Source organism: Vibrio genomosp. F10 str. ZF-129, from assembly GCF_000287055.2.
Lineage (GTDB): Bacteria > Pseudomonadota > Gammaproteobacteria > Enterobacterales > Vibrionaceae > Vibrio.
This window is the reverse complement of sequence record NZ_AJYQ02000078.1, coordinates 39870-57952: the sequence shown is the minus strand read 5'-3', so window position 1 is coordinate 57952 and position 18083 is coordinate 39870. Positions and strand designations below refer to the sequence as shown.

Sequence of the window (18083 nt, the reverse complement as noted above, 5' to 3'; positions counted from 1 at the left end):
TGATCAGACTTTATTGTAATTAGCCAAACTTTATTGGCTTCCGACAGTTCATTTGGAAACCTTCAACGAGTATACTAGTAATAATAGATTTTGAATCCAGATTTATTCGCGCAATTCCAGACTATGTATGGTCATAAAATAGATTGGAAAATAAAAAAAAGAAGGCCAATGGCCTTCCTATATTTGAATAATTGATAAAGCTATTGGTGTTAAACTTCTTCCGGAGCCGACTTTGATATTGCATCGAGATCGGAACGTTCTTGAAGGGCATCATTTTCTTCTTGTTCAGAAGTGACCATAGCTTGATCAAATATTGCATCTTTTTCTTTTCGAATCTTTTCAGCAGTATTATAGCCCTCAAAGAAAATACTCTGAGTAGTATCGTTAACGACAAACGATTGCATGAAGTCTTCAGGAAGAGCAACATTTGAGTTTGCCGCCAAAGCATCAATTGCTTTCTTGTTGTATTCTTCAAAATCTACAGCATTTGCACCAGTGTTTTTGTATTGAGACTGCATATGTAGAAGAGAGCGAACTTCAGCTCCAAGGCCTTTATTAACTTCACGATACTTTTGTTTATCGATTGGATTCATTGTCGAAAGACTATCCATAAGAACAAATGTTTTTTCAATCTGCTTCATACATGTCATTAAGTCTTTCAAGTGTGGTGACTTAAAAGAAAGAGACCTGACAACGCGAGTAGCATTTGGGTTTTCTTGAATACTGTGTCCTTCATTTTGCTCTAGAAACTCAGTGATCATCCCTGTCGCGATGTTGTGCTCATGGGTAGCGAGTTCTTTAATAGCACTGATTTTTTTCTCAATAGCCAAAATTTGCCAACGAGCAATTGGGCATCCATTAAAATATGCCGGTCGTATTTGTCCAGCGATTGCGTTATCAAGATGGTGATATCCAGGAATAAATATCTTCCGTACAGAGTCACCAACATTTAGCCCATCAAACAATCTTAGAGCTGTTTCATTCATAAAATCGTATTCATGCGAGGTTGCGTGAGTTAAATCGTCACGACTTCTTGACCGTCCAATTGCATTTGCGTTATCAACTGCACTAAGTAATGAAGAACCACTATTTTTTTGTTGTTGCAACAAACTGTCAAGAAAGTTTAGTTGTTTATTCATTGAAAATTATCCTTGTTTAGAATTGGCGACTGATAAAAATACCGACCTAAGGGAGTCAGTTTCTCGCTCAGAACAGCACTGATTGGCTGCGATACTATAGATTTCATTCAAAGGTAGATTCGTATCCCTGTATATTTCTAATAGTCTTAGACGTGGGTCAGCTACATTATGAGATAGAACTTTCTGAATAGTTATGGAATTACAAGATTCTGATTTTTGCGGAGGAGGCGCAGTAGAAAACTGCTTCCTTAGCCTTTCTGGCACCTTGTAAAATGACTTAGCAAATGAAAATGAAGTTTGCATTTTCATTAGATAGTCATAGAAGTCTTCTTGATGCTCAATTACTTTTGCAATGCATGTAAATGTGACATTAAAGTATATTGCAAGTGCGTAAATTCTCTCTGCGTCCTGAGTAATGCTGTAAAGACCGTAGTCACGTTCATACATATTTATTACTTCACTAGCCGCAACAGAGCCAAGCTTTCGGTTAACCTTAGTATTCTTTTCAGTTTCAGATCTCCTTTCTTTCACTTTTAGGTGTGTACGAATTTCAGATAATTTTGTTTTCCCCATTCGCAGGTATTTATTTGCTAATTCTTGTGTAATCCCTTGCAAGACAACTAGTTCATGTAACTTTTCTTCAGAGCTAACCTCATAAGAAACCTTTAAAATTCTATCAATAAATTTTGGGGTAAAAGTTATTAGGGGTTCTTTTTGCAGGTCAATAGTGTGTGCAATCACCACTACTTCAGGAAGGGATAGGTCCTTAATTATATCTATATCATGCCTTGATAAACCGATGTTACATAAGAATGATCTACTCCCATTGTTTGCGCATCGAACAAAATACACGAGCACGTCAATGGGTATGTTACTGAGTGATTCACTGTCTGGCGTTTGATATTCATAAAGAGTACCAAATTGAAGAGCCTTTAAACGATCACTTATAAGGTCAACATTTACAACTATCATTTCTTGTAAACGTTGATTTTGTAGCGAAATGCATTTGCCGAGGGAAGTACAATTAGATTGGTCTAATAGCTCTTCTTTACCTTGTAAGCCTAAGTTTTCAATGATTTTCTCAGCCGATTGAGGATGTACAGCTTTACAAACGGCAACGTCCAATGCCACTTTGTCTAAGAAAGTTGTATATTCCAAAGCTGTTTTACGAGTTAATCGCTCTTGTCCTGATGTCGTTGTTGTCATTGTGAAATAACCATCTTTGTGCATGCACTATAGCCAACAGTTCAGGCATAGCCTGAATATTCTGGGAAATATATGTTGGAGACAAAGCAAATAAAAATTCGTCTTCAATCGATATCTCTGAATATTGTTTTAGTGCACTTGTTACTATCGTGATCACAACTCCATTTAGATACATCGGCCATGAAACTGGTCCGTTAGGATCGAATTTCTGATTAGCCAGGAGTTGCTGTTGCATTATAGTTACACCCTCACATTCGTTACTTAGTCTATCAAGTAAATCAGTGAGCTTTTTCGGGGAATCACAACAATGTATTTCAGTTGTGGCCAGAAAAAGTGTGTACCATGCAGCAACAAGAATTGGAGACTCATTCTCTGCCAATCCTTTAGTTGGGAGGTTTATTAGAAGACGGGTAGGCGTATGTTCACTGTGTCTGAACAAATCACAATATGACTTCAATTCAGGAGTGTATGTTTGCGCAAATTTAAGAATTTCTACGGGAGAACTATTTGATTTGGATAACCACATTGATATAGCTAGTGGCAACGTATCAATCGAATGCTCTATCATAAATCTCTTGATGGTCAATATATCACGTTTGGCACACCAAAAGCTTTTGGTGTATCCATAGCGGTTCAAAATCAAATGATTCTGAACTTCACTATATCTTCTGCGATCTATTTCAATACCATGAATATCATTTACTGTAGAAACTGATTTAACTAATGACATATTAAATTTAGTCATCAATATTGTAATCATGTCAAACCACAGAAAAATCAACTCATCCTTTGCGCAACTATGAATGTTTAGCAAAGACTTCCACGATGTAACCACATCATCAATATTATCTACAGACGCAGCAGTACGAATACAATGATATTGCTCATTGCATTCTGCTGAGTTAGATAATATTAACGTAGCCGATCGCTCCATTTGGTCATCCTTGCCGATACTGATTCATCATAACTACTGTGATTGTTATGGTTAGTTTAATTCACACGGTGAATCGTGAGGTTTTCCAACTCTAATATATTAACAATCAAGTAAAAAGGTTATATGAAATATGAACCAATATCAAATATTCGAAATATGATTATCCGTTACATGGTGCACACTTTTACCTGAAACCTATGATTTACATTGTTTTGAATATGTTACGAGATTGACTGATAGATTAACAAAATACTTTAAATATTAATTATCATAAAAATTGTTACGTAATGATATAAGTAAAATTGGTCGTCAACGTTGCATTTAATAATGATCTTTTATGATCTATCCCGTGATTAATACGTTCAAACAAAACGCCGCATAGAAGGTCTGATTTTTTCTTAAGGGATTTAGTCTAAGTCATTATGATGAATGTTAGTCGTTAAACTGTAATCATTGTGAGTTCTATGTCATCAAAATACTTAAGTGTAGAAGCCAGTAGGAATGAAATTATTCAACTTGCATTTAAATGTAGAAACCCAAACATAATCCAATATGTCCAGGTCTTTTTCGAAACAATTACAGGGCTCTCAGAGCACTTGTTAAGGGTAGATGAGATAGACCTTTCGTTAGAGCAGGAATGGCTAGTGCGTATCAAGCATTACAAATCCGATAATCCAGCTGCGTCTTTAATGGATGTACTGCTACTAACGCTCATTGATAGTCGATTGCCGTTCTATAGAGTCATAAATAATGAAGGTTACATCTGGACCCCGATCGAAATCCCGTTTGAAGACTTTATGAAACAAAGCCTTTTCGTGAAAGTATCGTTAGAGACTAGAGCATCATTCGAAATGACAAATTTTTTGGGGATAGCAGAGCATGCGTAACCTAATTAAGTTCTTACTAAACAATGGATCTGTAAAAGATAATAAAGTCGACAATCCTTTTATTGCCTATGAATCGACTGAATTACTAAAACGATTTAGTAATCTGATATCGGAAATAAGAGGGTGTACGGCCCTATCTGATATGGACTGGGAAACTACTTATGTTGAATTGATAAGAAATGTTGCTAAGTTTACTCAAAATTTACCAGCCAGTGCAGCGAATCATGACAATGAAATCGGTGGGTTACTAAAACACTCATTAGAAATTGCAATGTATGCAGCAAGAGTTACTAGAGGACGAAGGTTTACACCTACTGGAGAAGAGATTGATGTTGCTAGACTTAGTCAGGCATTTGTCTTCACTGTCACGACTGCAGCGCTCTTACATGATTTAGGCAAGCTAATAACGGACTTAGAAGTATACTATTTTCCTGATAAGACCTCTCAAGAGCCAATTAGATGGAATCCAATTTCAGGGCCGATACCTGTTGGTTGTAAATATTCATTTAAAATGAATAGAGGTATGAATCGAAGTAAAGACGATCATGCTCATGCTAGTGCGTTATTAGTATCTCAGATAGTTCCAGAGAAGGGTATTCGTTGGATAACTCAGTTAGATGATAATTTATTTAGGCTTTGGGTATCAACGGTTTCTGGGCATGGAAAAGATTTTGGTGGAGATGTTTATGATTGCATTCATAAAGCAGATATAGCTTGCGCCAAGAAATCTATGCAATCTGGTGCCGGTATGAGTAATTCTGCCTTTGAAACTCAAAACAATTCTAATGCTATTGGAAAAGAGTCAAATGCATTGAGAGCTAATGGAGCTGGTGAAAGGTATTTTCATGAACCTTTCATTAAGTATTGGTCAGAACTAATGCATAGTAATGAGGTGAAAATTAATGTTCCAGGTGCTTATGCATTTGTAGGAACCAAACACGTTTACTTTGTTTCACCAAAAGCGATTATTGAAGCAATGGATTTTTTGAAACAGGATAAATTAGTACCTGCAAAAATGACTAGAGCTCAAGTACTCAATAAACTAATTGAGCACAAAGCAGCTGCGGGGATAGACGAATCGAATCCCACCCATACAAGTTCCCAAATAGATATTTTCCTTCCAACTACGTCAGAAAGTAAATCTGATTGGAAAGCGACCTTACACTTAGCCGCTATACGTCGTGAATTGTTAGATCCTGACAAAGTACTTCCCGAATTTGCGGGGGTTCTAACTTTGAAAGATAGTAAAGGTGTCGTTTTTGATGGCATTAATAAAGAACGAATTGATGAGAAACTGGATTCAACTGAAGTCAATAGTAATGTCAAAAATGAGATTCCTCCATCATCTAAAATTAACGAAACCCCACAATATAATGAAACTACCAAGGTACCTATTTCATCAAAGATTGAGAATGAATCAATACAGTCAATCGTAGCGAACGAATTAGGTGTTAAGCCAGAAAGTGTTAGTCCAAAGAAAATTGACCAAAAATCAATACGGAATTGGGATAATGATGATGTAATTGAGCCTGAGATGTCAGAGGGACATGATGAAAGTTATGAGCGATATGATGGTAATGATACGTATCAGAATAACATGGTCGAACAAGTTGAAACGCCACCATTGTCTAACAAAATAGCAAAATTGAGTTCTAAAAAAACTGAAAATTCAGTAAGTAAAAATGAAAGCAGTTCGAAAATGTCACTGTCATCTTTACTTGCTAAAAAAGACGTTGCACTGGAAAAAGAAATAGCATCGGATATGTCACCAGTAGAGCTAGAGGGTGAAGAAGGAACAGGAAGGCACTTCTGGTACTGGTTGCTTCAGGAATCTGCAAACAAGAATTTTGAATTGAACAAACCGAAGGCACCCGTACACGTAACAATCAATCACACATCAGCACAGGCCTTTCTAGTTTCGCCTCAAATATTCCTTAATTACTGTAAAGCTCACAACTTAAGCAATGAAAACCAAGAAATTAACAAGGTGCAAACGTCATTTTTCAAATTAAAGTTATGTGAATCAAAGTACGGCCAAAACATTATCCGTGCGTCAGTTTCTAATCACTCTAAACGGTCTCGTGGGTCAAGAGTATATGGACTACTTCTTACAGTTGATGCGACAAAGGAACTGTTTGATGAGCAGTTTAAGGATCTACGAGCAAACCCTCATCTAACGGTGTAGTTATGATTAAGCAAGTGAAAGTCTTTCATTACGATAATGGTAAAAATGTAGTTGGGCGAGAACTCAATACTACGGAATTAGAGTTGTTGTCTGGGGATCGGTCGTGTCAAGAATCACAAACAATGTTGCAGCGGTTATCGAAATCAAAACGTTGGTTAGCTTGTGATTGCAAAACACCGATGGCTTTAATGTACACAAGACACCAGAGCGGCACTTATGGATTAGTTAATCACTATCATTCCGGTGTTCACGATCCAAGCTGTCGATTTCATACTCAAATAAAAGGCGCAGAAAGAGAAGATTCCTCAAGAGATTTTGTCGATGATTCTTTGCATGATCTATTAGGTAGAGAGAATATTTTTGCGCTATTTCGACTTTTTCCTGCTGAATATACGACTCATGAAGATGGAAATGATGATAAGAAGGTTACTACGCCCTCAAAACCAAAAATAGATTCACTATTTAGAATTCTGTACAACTGCATTGATAGTGGATATCAAAATCATTTCTTTGGTGAGAAATTTTCTAAAGACCAACAGTCAGTACTCAATCAGTTAATGTTAGCTCGGGATAGAACTGATGCGATGTATGTAAGAGGCGGAATGCCACACCTAATGTCGCAAGAAGAAAGAGATAAAATTGACAACCCTCTCAAAGAGATTTGCTTTGTCGGTGAGAGAGGTAAAGAAATGGCTGAATCTTTTTTGATTACAGAGATGAAAAAAAGAAAAGGTAGAAGTCGACCTACAGCGATTGTATTTCTTACAGCAGATTCATATCACTATGAGCCAAAAAGAAGGTCAGTTTCACTAGTAAATGACTATGACGGTTCACCTTCAGTAACTCATTTAACGGACTTAGTAACCCCGCCCAAATACGCAACAGATATGAGTCACAGTTTTGATTATCCGGTAGTAGTTATCGCTGCAATGACATTTGAAAGCCCTGATTCAAAACTTCCAGTTGTGGGTAAGGTCGCCGTTCAGCCAATTCTAGGTGATGGTTCAATTTGTCCAGTCAACAACGTCTACGAACTAAATTATTTGCGTACGGTTAACTTCATATTAACTCACTATAGAAATACTTACCCTGATTTCGGATTCAGACTAACAAAACCTTTGTTTGGTTTTAAAAACCACCCGCACCTTCAACCAAGTTTCATTCTTAGCATAAAGAACATTCATACTAACAAGATAGGAAGATGTTACGTAGAAATAGTAGCAGATAAACTTAAGGCAACTCTCGAAAAGTCGGAGAACTCACTTGAACAGATTAAGTTTCATTACAAAGGGGAAGTGCAACTAATCAAAAGTTTTGAATACCCAACTGATAAAGAAAGGGAATACATCAAAGATGTAACCATTATGACCAAAAAAAGCATTGCAGCAATTTTAACGACCATTTGAAATAGAAATATATAGGTGCAAGATATGAAAGGTACAGTTAAGCCAAAAAAAAATGAAGCGAAGTTAGTAGGGCAGTTTCTTCATAGCCCTGTAATAGTAAATGGACTAATTGAGGGAATACCAACTGAAAAGTTCGATGTCATAAATGCTGAAATTCGTAAAGCACTAGACTCAAGAGGAGCCGAAATACAAGAAATTAAAGCTAAACGTCAAGAGTATCTAAACCGTGTTCAAGATGCTTCGCAAATAGTTAGTGAAATGGCCAATGAAAGTAAAGTAGAGATGAGCGATGTCGTTGGAACGCTAGCTAATAGATCAGTAATTTATGTTTTTCCAAACGGTGATGGGACAACTGGCAAATATAGAGGTAAGGGGGCTCAGCCAGGCCCTCTTACCAAACTTATAGAAAATGGTGCGTCACTAGAAGACTTCGCGGTATCACTTGATGAATTTCTAAGTTAATTCTGTAAATTAATGAAATTAGGTTCATCTCTGTGTTTATGGTATTTAGCCATAGCACCTTCATAAACTTCTTCATTTCTAGTGTAGTATGCTGGCATGGCGGGAGACCGCCATCTGCCAGCCTTCATTACTTCAGCTGTAGACGAAGTTTTACTAATTAATATACAAGCCCCAACTCTACATGAATGGCCTGTAAACTTAAATTTAGTGCCAATGACTTCACTCATCTTTTGCATAGCTCGATATACACCTTGATCAGAAATCCTTTCGCCAAGATTACCTGAGTTGTCTATACCTCTAAAAAGAAATGAATCTGAATCTCTAACATCTAAACCACACTTATCAACCATAAACGAAATAAGTCGAATACTATCAGGACTCAAATACCCATTAGCTCCATGTCCGTCTTGATCTGTTTTAGAGCTTGGTATGTGTAAGCGACCATCTAGTCTCTCATTGCTTCTATAAGGAAAGGGCATAGGAAGTTGTCTGTCGGGCTTGTCAGAAGTACCGAGAGGAAAAGATCTTTCATGTATGTCCTGCATTCTTATATTAGCGACTTCTGAACGTCGAAGTAAGCTATCAAACATTACACTAACCATGCAAGCATCTCTAATTGATCGTATAGACCCTTCTTTTAAATATGTTTGTATAATCTGATCTTTATGAACTTCTGTAAGAGCTGGAGCCTGTTTAGAGGCGACCTTTAATCGACGACGAATGCCTTTAAGTTCGGATTGAACTTGTTTATTTAACGTAGGTTTTGGGTAGCCAGCAGCATCGTGAAAGTTATTAACCATCGAGCAAGTTAACCTTAAAGTAGAAAGTTTTTGCTTACGATTAACTTCTAAATAATGTAAAACTTTAATGATGTTTGAGGCTGTAATTGGTAACCAATTTACTCCAACCGCAGTACATGCGGAAACATACCTTTCCCATGCTCCCATATAAGCTCTATAAGTATTAGGCGCAGAATTCCTTTTATAAGATTCAAGCCAAACCCGTAATTTAACAGTTGCGGTTTCATCGTCGACATCATTTGGGTTCGCATCATGCAGTTCAATCTCAGCTAATCGTTTTTGGAAATGATCTTCAAAAACGGATACCGATTTAGATAAATTTGCTAGATCATTCATGAGGCCCCCTAGAAGCATGTTTATAAACACAAGCTGTTGTTTTGAACAGTATAGAGTAGGAGAGTATTTTGCGCAATGTATTCATATGTATGATAACTGCAGTGCTAGTCAGTAATTAGTTACTCTGTAAATTAAGATGAAGTTAGTATTTCTTCTATTGGACGTATTCATTATGGTGATTATAAAAAAAGCCACTGTGATATCACAGTGGCTTTTGGTCATCTATAAAGGCTTTAATAGCCCACCTTTTTCTAAGGTTTCATTTATAAACCTTAGCACTCTTACTTTTCCTGTACGAGTAAGCTTAATCATTATTTCAGCTATATTGGATGTTTGTACTTTCGGTAACTTAAGTGTACAAGTAGCTGGTGATTTAGACAGTAAGGTGTCAATGGATTCGAATATTTCATCGGTCGTGTTATCCGCACTAATAGTGACAGGAGGTGATACTTCCATTGCTATTCGCGCAGAATCTCTATTTATACGTTTGACTCTACCTTGGTCAAGTATTAGGTATGCAGAGAATGGGGATGAAACGGCTTCAAAGTATTGCATAGAAAGGCCGAGTTCTAGGGGAATAACTGTAGTACTGCCTTTATCCCAAACCCATAGAAACTTATTATGATTCATGGATTCCATAAACATAATGTCTTTCCTTAAGTGCTCATCCGTTACGTTATCTACTAGTTTCAAAATGTCTAAATGTGACTCGTAATTAGTCATAATATTTCCTTGTGTTTTAAAATAGAGAATAATTATTATTTGGTTGATTACTCCTTATGTTAGAGGTAGGTTTATTTCTACGTTTAACGGTACTAGACTTCATTTCCGCTGTATAGCTATCAGTAATAACAAAATTATTATTTCTTGCTCTGATGACTATTTGCTCTAAAGTTACATTTGAATATAATCCATTAGCACTTAGCACTTGTCCTCTAATTGCTTGATAATGTCTATTCAAATACTGTCCCTTTGGAAGCGAAACAAGGCCTCGTTTGAGAAGTGATTTAGCTGCTGTAAGAGGTGTATTTCCAGCACTATTGGATTGAGTAACTTCGAATTCAAGAAATTCATTGAAATATAAACTGTCAACTTGTATCGAACGACTGTCAGATTCTTTTACATTGATTGAGAGTTGCTCACCAGAATGATAATCAAAAACTTCATCACGATACTGCTTTTGTATAACAGGATCTGGTTCCATACCGGCATCAAAAGCTAAGTAACTCGAATCATTATCGACATCTTCGTCCAGGTCATCTTTCTGAATATCAGAATGGTTATCACTGCTAAACTCATACAAGCCAAAGTTACTAGGCTGTAGGTTATCATCCCAATCTTCTTTTCCAGAATCCCAAAACTGATCTGCGGCACAAACTTTTAGAAAGTTCTTTGAGGAACGAGTTGTTGGACTTCTAGCGTAGTCCTGATAGTCGTCAAGAAGTTCTAGTTCCCCATATCGATATACTTCTTGCCAAGTTTTCATAGCAAGAAAAGGTTGTTCTGAGTAAGAATGAATAGACCAAATAAAGTCCAAATAAATAATGATATTTTCATCAATGAATTTGAACTGTGGCTTAGACATCCTACGGTTGCGTCGAGTATTTGCAATGGTGCCATTCTCAAGTTTAGCTTTTATTCTATTCGCTCGCTGATCCTCCAAATAATCTGCAGTTATGAGCGCTTTCAATATTCTAATAAGAAAACTAATACTGTATGTATCATGTTTCAGTTCGATATACCCATTTGAATATAGTGTTCTGCCTACCGCAGTACGTAAGTTCCAATTATATTGGCTGATTGATAAAGTTTGCTGGATACGGTTGAGATGCTTAAGGTACCCAAATTTATCAGGATCAGAATCTATGAGGCCAATTGTTGATTTGTCATCTTTAATAGCAGTGCATAGAATACAACCGCTACGAGTCCCACAGGCCGTGCTTCCTGCTGAACCAGTATCAACTATTTGCTCTCCAGAATCGTTTGTGGTTGAGACTAAAGCACATTCTCCACCCGATGAGTCAGAATAGAACTCATACAGATCGTCATAGTCTTGAACAGGGGCGGGGATTACTGAACCAAACTTCTTGGCCTTTAACAGTATTGACCATACATCCTCCTCAGTCATATTTAGAATTGGATATAGGAAAGCTTCCCCAGATGAGTTACGTACGATTTTAATATCATCGCCACCAAGCCTAGATAAAGAAGCTGCTCTTTTTACGGATTCGTCAAGCCTTGAACCTAGTAAAAGCAATAAGTTACTTTTACGGAAATTACTTATTCTTGTGAAGCCAATTTTCTTTGCCCAACGATTTACAGCGGAAATTCCTGCTTTAATTTTCCAATCGACAGCACAGTCTCTTGTGTTGGCATTCACAAATATTGGAATACCTCTTCCAGATAAAATCTTTCCAAACCAGGACTGTTGAATAGATGGTTTACCAATAATTACTGAAAATGGAAGTCCTTCCTCAGTAGCGAACTTCTGGTATTCATTAATCTGACCCATGGCCAAGTTATGAGCTTCCGGTGATTCAATTAAAGTGTTGTTGTGTAAAATTGCGAAAGGCTTGATAAGATCTAGTCTATTTTCGCGCTTAAGCTCCATAGCGGCAATAAACATTGCTAAAGTAGATAAATTTGAATCTTTCCCGCCACTTATCGCGGATACAATATTAAATCCCGAAATAAACTTGTCTTTAATACTTTGTACTGCACGTATAAGTAGGTTCGCTGAAGTTAATTCATTGTCACCTAAACTAAAGTTTAAAGATGAATCTTCAAGTATGTCTCTGCGCCATTCAGTCCATTTATCCAGTTGTACGACAGTAATTTCTTCGTTCACTGAGATAGAGTCGAGTGATGAAAACAGATCCATAGTAACCTGCCCAGAGACAGAATAGCCTTGTTGGTCCATTTGGTTTTCCTTGTGTGTAAATGTCAAAATGACATTGAGAGTTGCTAGTTAAAGCAAATTGTGGAAAGGGCACGAACTCAAAAGAGTTGATGAATAATGAGTGCCGAAATCATCATTAACTATTTAAGTTTACTATTAGAGAGTTGTAAGATCAAAAATAAATCCGTAGTTGGTAAGTTTCGATAAAACCAATGGGACAAAAATGTTACGGCGTCACGCTGAGTGTAATGACTTGCCCTAATAGGGAGCCAAAAATATCGAATATTTACCTTGTGTCTGTCTGATAATTGTAATTATCAAACGGAAGGAACGTGAAAAATCACAAAAAATTGCTCTTAAGGTGGAATAGTTGACTCAAGGTTGCATTGTATCTAAACTTGAGTATCGGAAATGGAGGTAACCATGGCTGGACTAGCAACGTTTACAAATAGTAGACCCAGTAATATTTTAAGAATCGTAGATTTTCTTCTGGATGTATTGGAATTCAATGATATTACGAGCTTCATATTTACTAATCTAAATGACTTTGATACGACAGAGGAACAGGAATTAAAGAAGTACCTTATTGAAGAACTTTCTCAGATTAGAGCTTATAACATTGCTGAATTAAGTAACAATGGAGATATGATTGGCGTTCAAGGAAAACGATTAGATGTCCTTTATCATGAATATGTTTATTCTAAGGGGTTTCAAGTTTTCTTGAAAGCAACAAACACGAATAACAATCCATACTTAATGTCGAATAATCAGTTAATCGCTTTTTCTGATTTTCTGGCGGATGAAATATCAAAATATGATCTCGCAGATTTAGTTTCAGATACAGGGCCAGATTATCTATTGAACCTCAAAGTTAAAGAAATATTCCAACTATTAACAACAGAAGATACATTGAAATTAAGATATAACTTATCCCTTATCTGGTGTTTTTTGTTTACTAACAGTACCAGAAGGGTATCGGGACGAAGAGCCCGTAAGATGATGGAAAGTTACCCTGATGAATTTCTTGTTAAAAGTCATCTATTACGTTCTAAGGAGATACAAGAGCATGAGATAGGTGCCTATTTAATAGCAGCTTCAAATTCAATTGTAAATAATATAGCTAACACAAAATCAGAATTCGATACTATTAAACTAAACAACCTGACTGTAAAAAAATTACAAAATCATGGTGAGATGTTGGGGTTTAGCAATGTGAATTTATATATAGAATGGTTATTGAGATAAAAAAAGCAGCCGAAATCGGCTGCTTTTTAAGTTATTAATGTTGAGTTGGAACAATATTGCTCCGGTTTTTATTTAAGAAGGCATCTTTATTGCCAGGGTTGAGCCTTAACTTCCCATTTACGATTTTTCCAACGAAAGAAACGTCCGAAGAGAAAACAGAGATATGGTACAAGCTCTTTTCTATTATCAATTTTAGATCCCCGAATTCAATGTTGCCTTTTGTTACACGGTGACCGAAGAATCCATGTCTTCCAGCACTTGAATTCGCAGATTTATCGACTACGATATAATCCCCTTTGTCGTAAGTGCCTTCAAATATTTTGTTAACATCTTGAACAACATAAATTTCAAGTTCCTTTGGTAAGGACTTAGTTAAAAGGCCTTCAAGTTTTTTCGAAGGTGTTTTTGATTTAGTCGTTCTAGCTTTCTTTTTAGTGGCATCAATTGATAATGGTGCAATTGATGCACTCAAAGTAGCTTGAGCGGTTGATGAAATATTCGCGCTCCAGTTTTCTAAGTGGGATTTTATGGCTCTAGAAGTCATAAGATTTTCCTTGTGTGTTTAGCGGTACTCCGCTGTTTCATTAAAATAGCACACTCTGTCGAGTTGGTTTTTAAGTGCTGATAACCTTTTACTTTTTTAAGATAGCATCATCACAACGCTGAATCAAGACTGAAAGCCATGGCCAAATACTGAATCATACGAATTAGAGGCAGATTTAATAAAGAATTTTAACTCAAAAGTAAAGTAGAGCGTTGTGATAAAAACTCCAGACAGTAGTGTCTTTACAAAGATTGAGGCTTCGAACCCAAATAACATTGTTACGATCTCATAATCAGTATAAAGAATACTTGTTAGAATGTACGAACCAAAAACCGCACAAACTAAAAATAAGAAGTAAAAAATACCAACAATCATTGTCACATATTTAATTTTTGACATGTTATATACCTTAATTTCATTTATGTTAAATCTTGCACTGTCTATAATTTATTGAAACTTGAGACAGCCATAATTGGCTCACGACCAATTACTGGGTCTGTCAGGTGAGTTAATTTGATAGACACACCTAACTCCTTATAATTGATACTAACTTGACCTTTTTTCCCGTATACCATTTCAGCTTCCATATTGGCTAATTTAGAACGTGCGCCACCAAAGTTCTTTGAAGCTTTGTTATTCAAGACTATAGAGTAAAGTGCCCGTTCAATCTTAGTACCTCTCTCAAAGATATAAGTGAATCTATCATTACATATCCAAAAAAACTTTCTCGAATTTAGGCGAACATCAACGATTTCATACTCATCGTTGATTTTAGTAATATTAAGTGCATAATCCCCAAATACAACTTCTTGGATATTCTCAACAGCTTGATGATCACATATATCCAACATTAATATTTCTGACAAAAACTCTTCTAATTCTACACCTTCATTAGTAGTGTTCGAAATTGCACTTAACTTTCTAATTGCATTTTCATTAGATAACGTTATCGTCGAGCCCAAGTAATTTAGAGTTATCGGTTCTATATCTTGTTCAACGACAACTATTTCTAATAAAGGAGATATACCAACTCTCTTCACACCTAATGTCAATTTAATCTCTGGATAATACAGCATCTGTGCCATCTTATGATCCTGTATATTAAAATGACCATTTGAACTTGATTTTATCGCCACTTCCGAATCGTTCAAAATACTAAAGTCAATCTCGCTTGCTAATTTACCAAGATGTTTTGCTATTAATTTTCTAAGTGATCTGTGACTTGCAGACTCTTTCTTAATAAGAAAAGTTCCAAAACGATTAGATACTGAGTCATATAGATCAGAACCTAAAGTCACATCTGTAATGAATAACTCATTATCCTTTACTGAAACAAGCAGTGCATATTCACCACAAGAAATCTCAAGTCTTTCAGGTAGATATGGGGATTTAGATATCTTGCCTTTCATGCTCTCATGGAACTTTGATAAAAAATCCGTTGAGTTGATATCCAGGTTCCATAACTCTTGTAACTTCATTGCCGGTAATTTATCCAATACTACATCACCAAAAACTGTGGATACAGGTTCTCTCCATTTTGGTTTAAGCGTTCTACCTTTTTCAATCAATGTTAATGAATCTAAGACTTTGCCAGTATTATCAATTTTCAAGGACAGATTTAGAACTGGTAAACTAAGTAAATCTTTGTCTAGACTTGCGTCTAGTTTTCTCACAAGATTATTAACGTTTTTGAAACCAAACTCGGCAAATAAACTCGAATCTACTGATTCAGCAATATTAAACAATGACATCCATTGGTCAGCACTAAAAGTTACTTCTCTATTGCTTACTTTAACTTTAGTATCTAGATAGACTTTAGATTCGTTGCCCTCGAAAGCATATACCAGTACCGGAGGCATATGTTTCTCAGTGTTAAAAGAAACCAAAGTTGCCAATTTTCCGCATTGCATGAATCTCTCTTCACCACCTAATCTATCTTTTCGAGCTTTAGAGCTCCATTCAGCGGTGTTACTACCAAGGTATTTGACTAAATCACTAACGCAATTTATTTCTTCAATATGATCACAAGCATTCTCAATTGCTTTATCCGAAATGCTCATGATTCCTTTTGTTGTTGTTGCAAGTGGTAACGTTGAAAATACAACATGGTCAGTAATTGATTCAATAACTTGAGACTGGTCTTCTTCCGTGTTGTTGCTTGAATATTCAATGCTTTGGGTATTCAAGATAAGTTCAGCGGTTTTATTGTCGAAAAAAGACTCATCTATGTATTTAGCTTCAATATTGAGTACTAACTCACCTCGCAGCGCCTCTTCGAGATATAGTTCAATCGCGTCTGCATTTTCAGTAAGAATTTTAGAATTTGTTTTACTGACAACATCGGAATCAACCAATTGCAGCAGAACGTCTATCTCAGCGCTTTCTAAGTCTGTAGTTCCTCGCTTGGCAATAAGTAAGTCCGAGGGAACAATTACTTCCTGATACTGATTTTCAATACAGAATTTGACTGAAATACCGGAAGTTACTTTTGAGGTTAAAAAATAGATATTATTAGACATTAAATATTTCCTTGTGTGAGAGTTAGTGAATCAATTCGAAACGCTAATCAGGAATTGAATGATAACCTTAGTAAATGACCAATGTCAACACCTTGAGAGCAAATTTGTAACTTATGAACACTAGCTACTTGATTTATGAATGGCCACTTTATCTGCACTGTCGATGTATCGTTCAAGTGTATCGTCATTAACATATCCTTTTGTTACAGCTGTTGAACTATGGCCAGCATCTCTCGAAACGGATTCTATGCTTCTTTTTCTTAAGTCTAAGTCGTGGGTAATACCAGTATGTCTTAATTGATGTATCACAGCATTTCTTAAGTACTGGCTATCCTGATACATCTCTTTAGAATCGAATGACGCTGCTGCTTTTTCATAGACTTCTTTCACAACATTGAATATTGCATCAGAACTTATTGCTACATCAATTTCACCCTTATCTCTCCCGTTATTACCAACTCTAATTCGGTTGAAGATTGGCACTTTTTCATTAGGTAAAGGGTAGTCCGTAAGACCTCTAAAACGTCTATACCTAATTAGACCTTCAATGATAGGGGAAGGTAGTCCAACCGTTCGTTTCTTTCCGCACTTTGTATTTGGTATATGAAATAGCCAAAGTCCTTTTTTCTTTGGATGTTCGTAGATATGCCCAAAGTAGGGTATGTAACCAGGTCGATATGATATTTCACTAATTCTTAAATATAGCCAGTAAAGCATTAGCATAATAAACCTTGTTCTCTCATGTTTTTCAGGGTCTTCTTCACATAGCTGCTCTGTTGCACTCCAAATTTCATTCCATTGTTCAACACTAAAGGACTTTCCCACATCATCAATTGAAATTAGATTGTATTCATTATTGGTAGGCGTTCCTGTTAAATTAATTCTCTTCTTAGCTTGCTTAGCTGGGTTCGTTGTATCGAACTCTTCTTCTATGAGGTGGTCATACATTGAACTTAACACGGATAACTGAGTCTCGATTGCCTTTGGCTTTCTGATGAATTCAACTCCGTTCCTATTAACAAAAGGTTTCCACTTGGAATTAATAGTTCCATCTTTCAAGGTTAATGAATGACTGGCTTTAGCTATCAAATGTAAAGGTGGTTCAGAGCAAAACTCAAGAAATTCTACGATGTCTGTTCGTTTCATCGATGTGATCGATTGTTTTTTTACAAACCAAGACCAGTTTAAAAATTTATTTACTTCCGATCGATAACTTTTGAAACTATTGAGGTTTGTTTTAGTGTTAGTTAAAGAAGATGCCCCAATAGCAATGTATAGAAAATCGCAGCAACCTTCATACTCTAAAGCTACATCTCCAATCAATCCTTCATGTTCTAAGTCCATAATCAAGTCGATAATGTACGGGGCAGGGGACCTTATACTTGCAGCATCCCCAAATAGTGGATAGAACGGGGTGTTAGTTCCAATATTTGAATTTTGCGTTGTCATATATCCTCAGTTTATGGATTGTGGTAAATTGTTCACTGTAATAATGTTTTAATGAACTATTACACAGGAATG

The 18083-nt window shown here is 36.3% G+C and carries 14 protein-coding genes; 5 read left to right on the top strand and 9 right to left on the bottom strand.

The window, feature by feature from the left end:
* Window positions 1-209: 209 nt before the first annotated feature.
* The 3 genes from A1QO_RS08080 to A1QO_RS08070 are packed head-to-tail and all read right to left on the bottom strand — an operon-like array spanning window position 210 to window position 3279.
* A complete protein-coding gene (locus tag A1QO_RS08080) occupies window positions 210-1139 on the bottom strand; it encodes an AcaB family transcriptional regulator (RefSeq protein WP_017041695.1) in 930 nt (309 codons plus the stop codon).
* 6 nt (window positions 1140-1145) lie between these two features.
* On the bottom strand, window positions 1146-2345 hold the full coding sequence (locus A1QO_RS08075) for a hypothetical protein (RefSeq protein WP_017041694.1): 1200 nt from the start codon (window positions 2343-2345) through the stop codon (window positions 1146-1148).
* Window positions 2305-3279 (bottom strand): hypothetical protein, encoded by a 975-nt coding sequence (locus A1QO_RS08070; protein WP_017041693.1) that lies wholly within the window; start codon window positions 3277-3279, stop codon window positions 2305-2307. The genes A1QO_RS08075 and A1QO_RS08070 overlap by 41 nt, the downstream gene beginning before the upstream one ends.
* A gap of 644 nt (window positions 3280-3923) precedes the next feature.
* Between A1QO_RS08070 and A1QO_RS20405 the strand changes: the two genes are divergently transcribed.
* From A1QO_RS20405 to A1QO_RS08050, 4 genes are read left to right on the top strand one after another with little or no spacing between them, the layout of a single operon-like run.
* Window positions 3924-4166: a hypothetical protein gene (locus A1QO_RS20405; protein ID WP_158006775.1), complete on the top strand. Its 243-nt coding sequence runs from the start codon at window positions 3924-3926 to the stop codon at window positions 4164-4166.
* Window positions 4159-6351 (top strand): TraI domain-containing protein, encoded by a 2193-nt coding sequence (locus A1QO_RS08060; protein WP_017041691.1) that lies wholly within the window; start codon window positions 4159-4161, stop codon window positions 6349-6351. Before A1QO_RS20405 ends, A1QO_RS08060 begins: the two co-directional genes overlap by 8 nt.
* Window positions 6352-6353: 2 nt before the next feature.
* Complete coding sequence (locus A1QO_RS08055; RefSeq protein WP_017041690.1) at window positions 6354-7757, top strand: hypothetical protein; 1404 nt, start codon at window positions 6354-6356, stop codon at window positions 7755-7757.
* Between the two features lie 24 nt (window positions 7758-7781).
* The gene (locus A1QO_RS08050; protein ID WP_017041689.1) at window positions 7782-8219 is read left to right on the top strand and encodes a hypothetical protein; all 438 of its coding nucleotides are present in this window, start codon (window positions 7782-7784) and stop codon (window positions 8217-8219) included.
* Here the strand turns inward: A1QO_RS08050 and A1QO_RS08045 are convergent.
* The 3 genes from A1QO_RS08045 to A1QO_RS08035 all read right to left on the bottom strand — a co-directional run bounded on the left by A1QO_RS08045 (window position 8216) and on the right by A1QO_RS08035 (window position 12275).
* Window positions 8216-9355, bottom strand: a complete 1140-nt coding sequence (locus A1QO_RS08045) for a tyrosine-type recombinase/integrase (protein ID WP_017041688.1) — start codon at window positions 9353-9355, stop codon at window positions 8216-8218. The two genes, A1QO_RS08050 and A1QO_RS08045, sit on opposite strands and share 4 nt — an antisense overlap.
* 222 nt (window positions 9356-9577) lie before the next feature.
* Entirely contained in the window at window positions 9578-10078 is a 501-nt protein-coding gene (locus tag A1QO_RS08040) for a hypothetical protein (protein ID WP_017041687.1), read from the bottom strand.
* 16 nt (window positions 10079-10094) lie between these two features.
* The gene (locus tag A1QO_RS08035) at window positions 10095-12275 is read right to left on the bottom strand and encodes a hypothetical protein (RefSeq protein WP_017041686.1); all 2181 of its coding nucleotides are present in this window, start codon (window positions 12273-12275) and stop codon (window positions 10095-10097) included.
* Window positions 12276-12677: 402 nt separating this feature from the next.
* On the opposite strand from A1QO_RS08035, the gene A1QO_RS08030 reads away from it, so the two are divergent.
* Window positions 12678-13499, top strand: coding sequence for a hypothetical protein (locus tag A1QO_RS08030; protein WP_017041685.1), 822 nt, complete (start codon window positions 12678-12680; stop codon window positions 13497-13499).
* Between the two features lie 34 nt (window positions 13500-13533).
* On the opposite strand, the gene A1QO_RS08025 is transcribed toward A1QO_RS08030, so the two are convergent.
* From A1QO_RS08025 to A1QO_RS08010, 3 genes are all read right to left on the bottom strand, one after another.
* Window positions 13534-14043 (bottom strand): hypothetical protein, encoded by a 510-nt coding sequence (locus A1QO_RS08025; protein WP_017041684.1) that lies wholly within the window; start codon window positions 14041-14043, stop codon window positions 13534-13536.
* Between the two features lie 440 nt (window positions 14044-14483).
* On the bottom strand, window positions 14484-16562 hold the full coding sequence (locus A1QO_RS08015; RefSeq protein WP_017041682.1) for a hypothetical protein: 2079 nt from the start codon (window positions 16560-16562) through the stop codon (window positions 14484-14486).
* Between the two features lie 120 nt (window positions 16563-16682).
* Entirely contained in the window at window positions 16683-18011 is a 1329-nt protein-coding gene (locus A1QO_RS08010; RefSeq protein WP_017041681.1) for a tyrosine-type recombinase/integrase, read from the bottom strand.
* Between the last annotated feature and the right edge of the window lie 72 nt (window positions 18012-18083).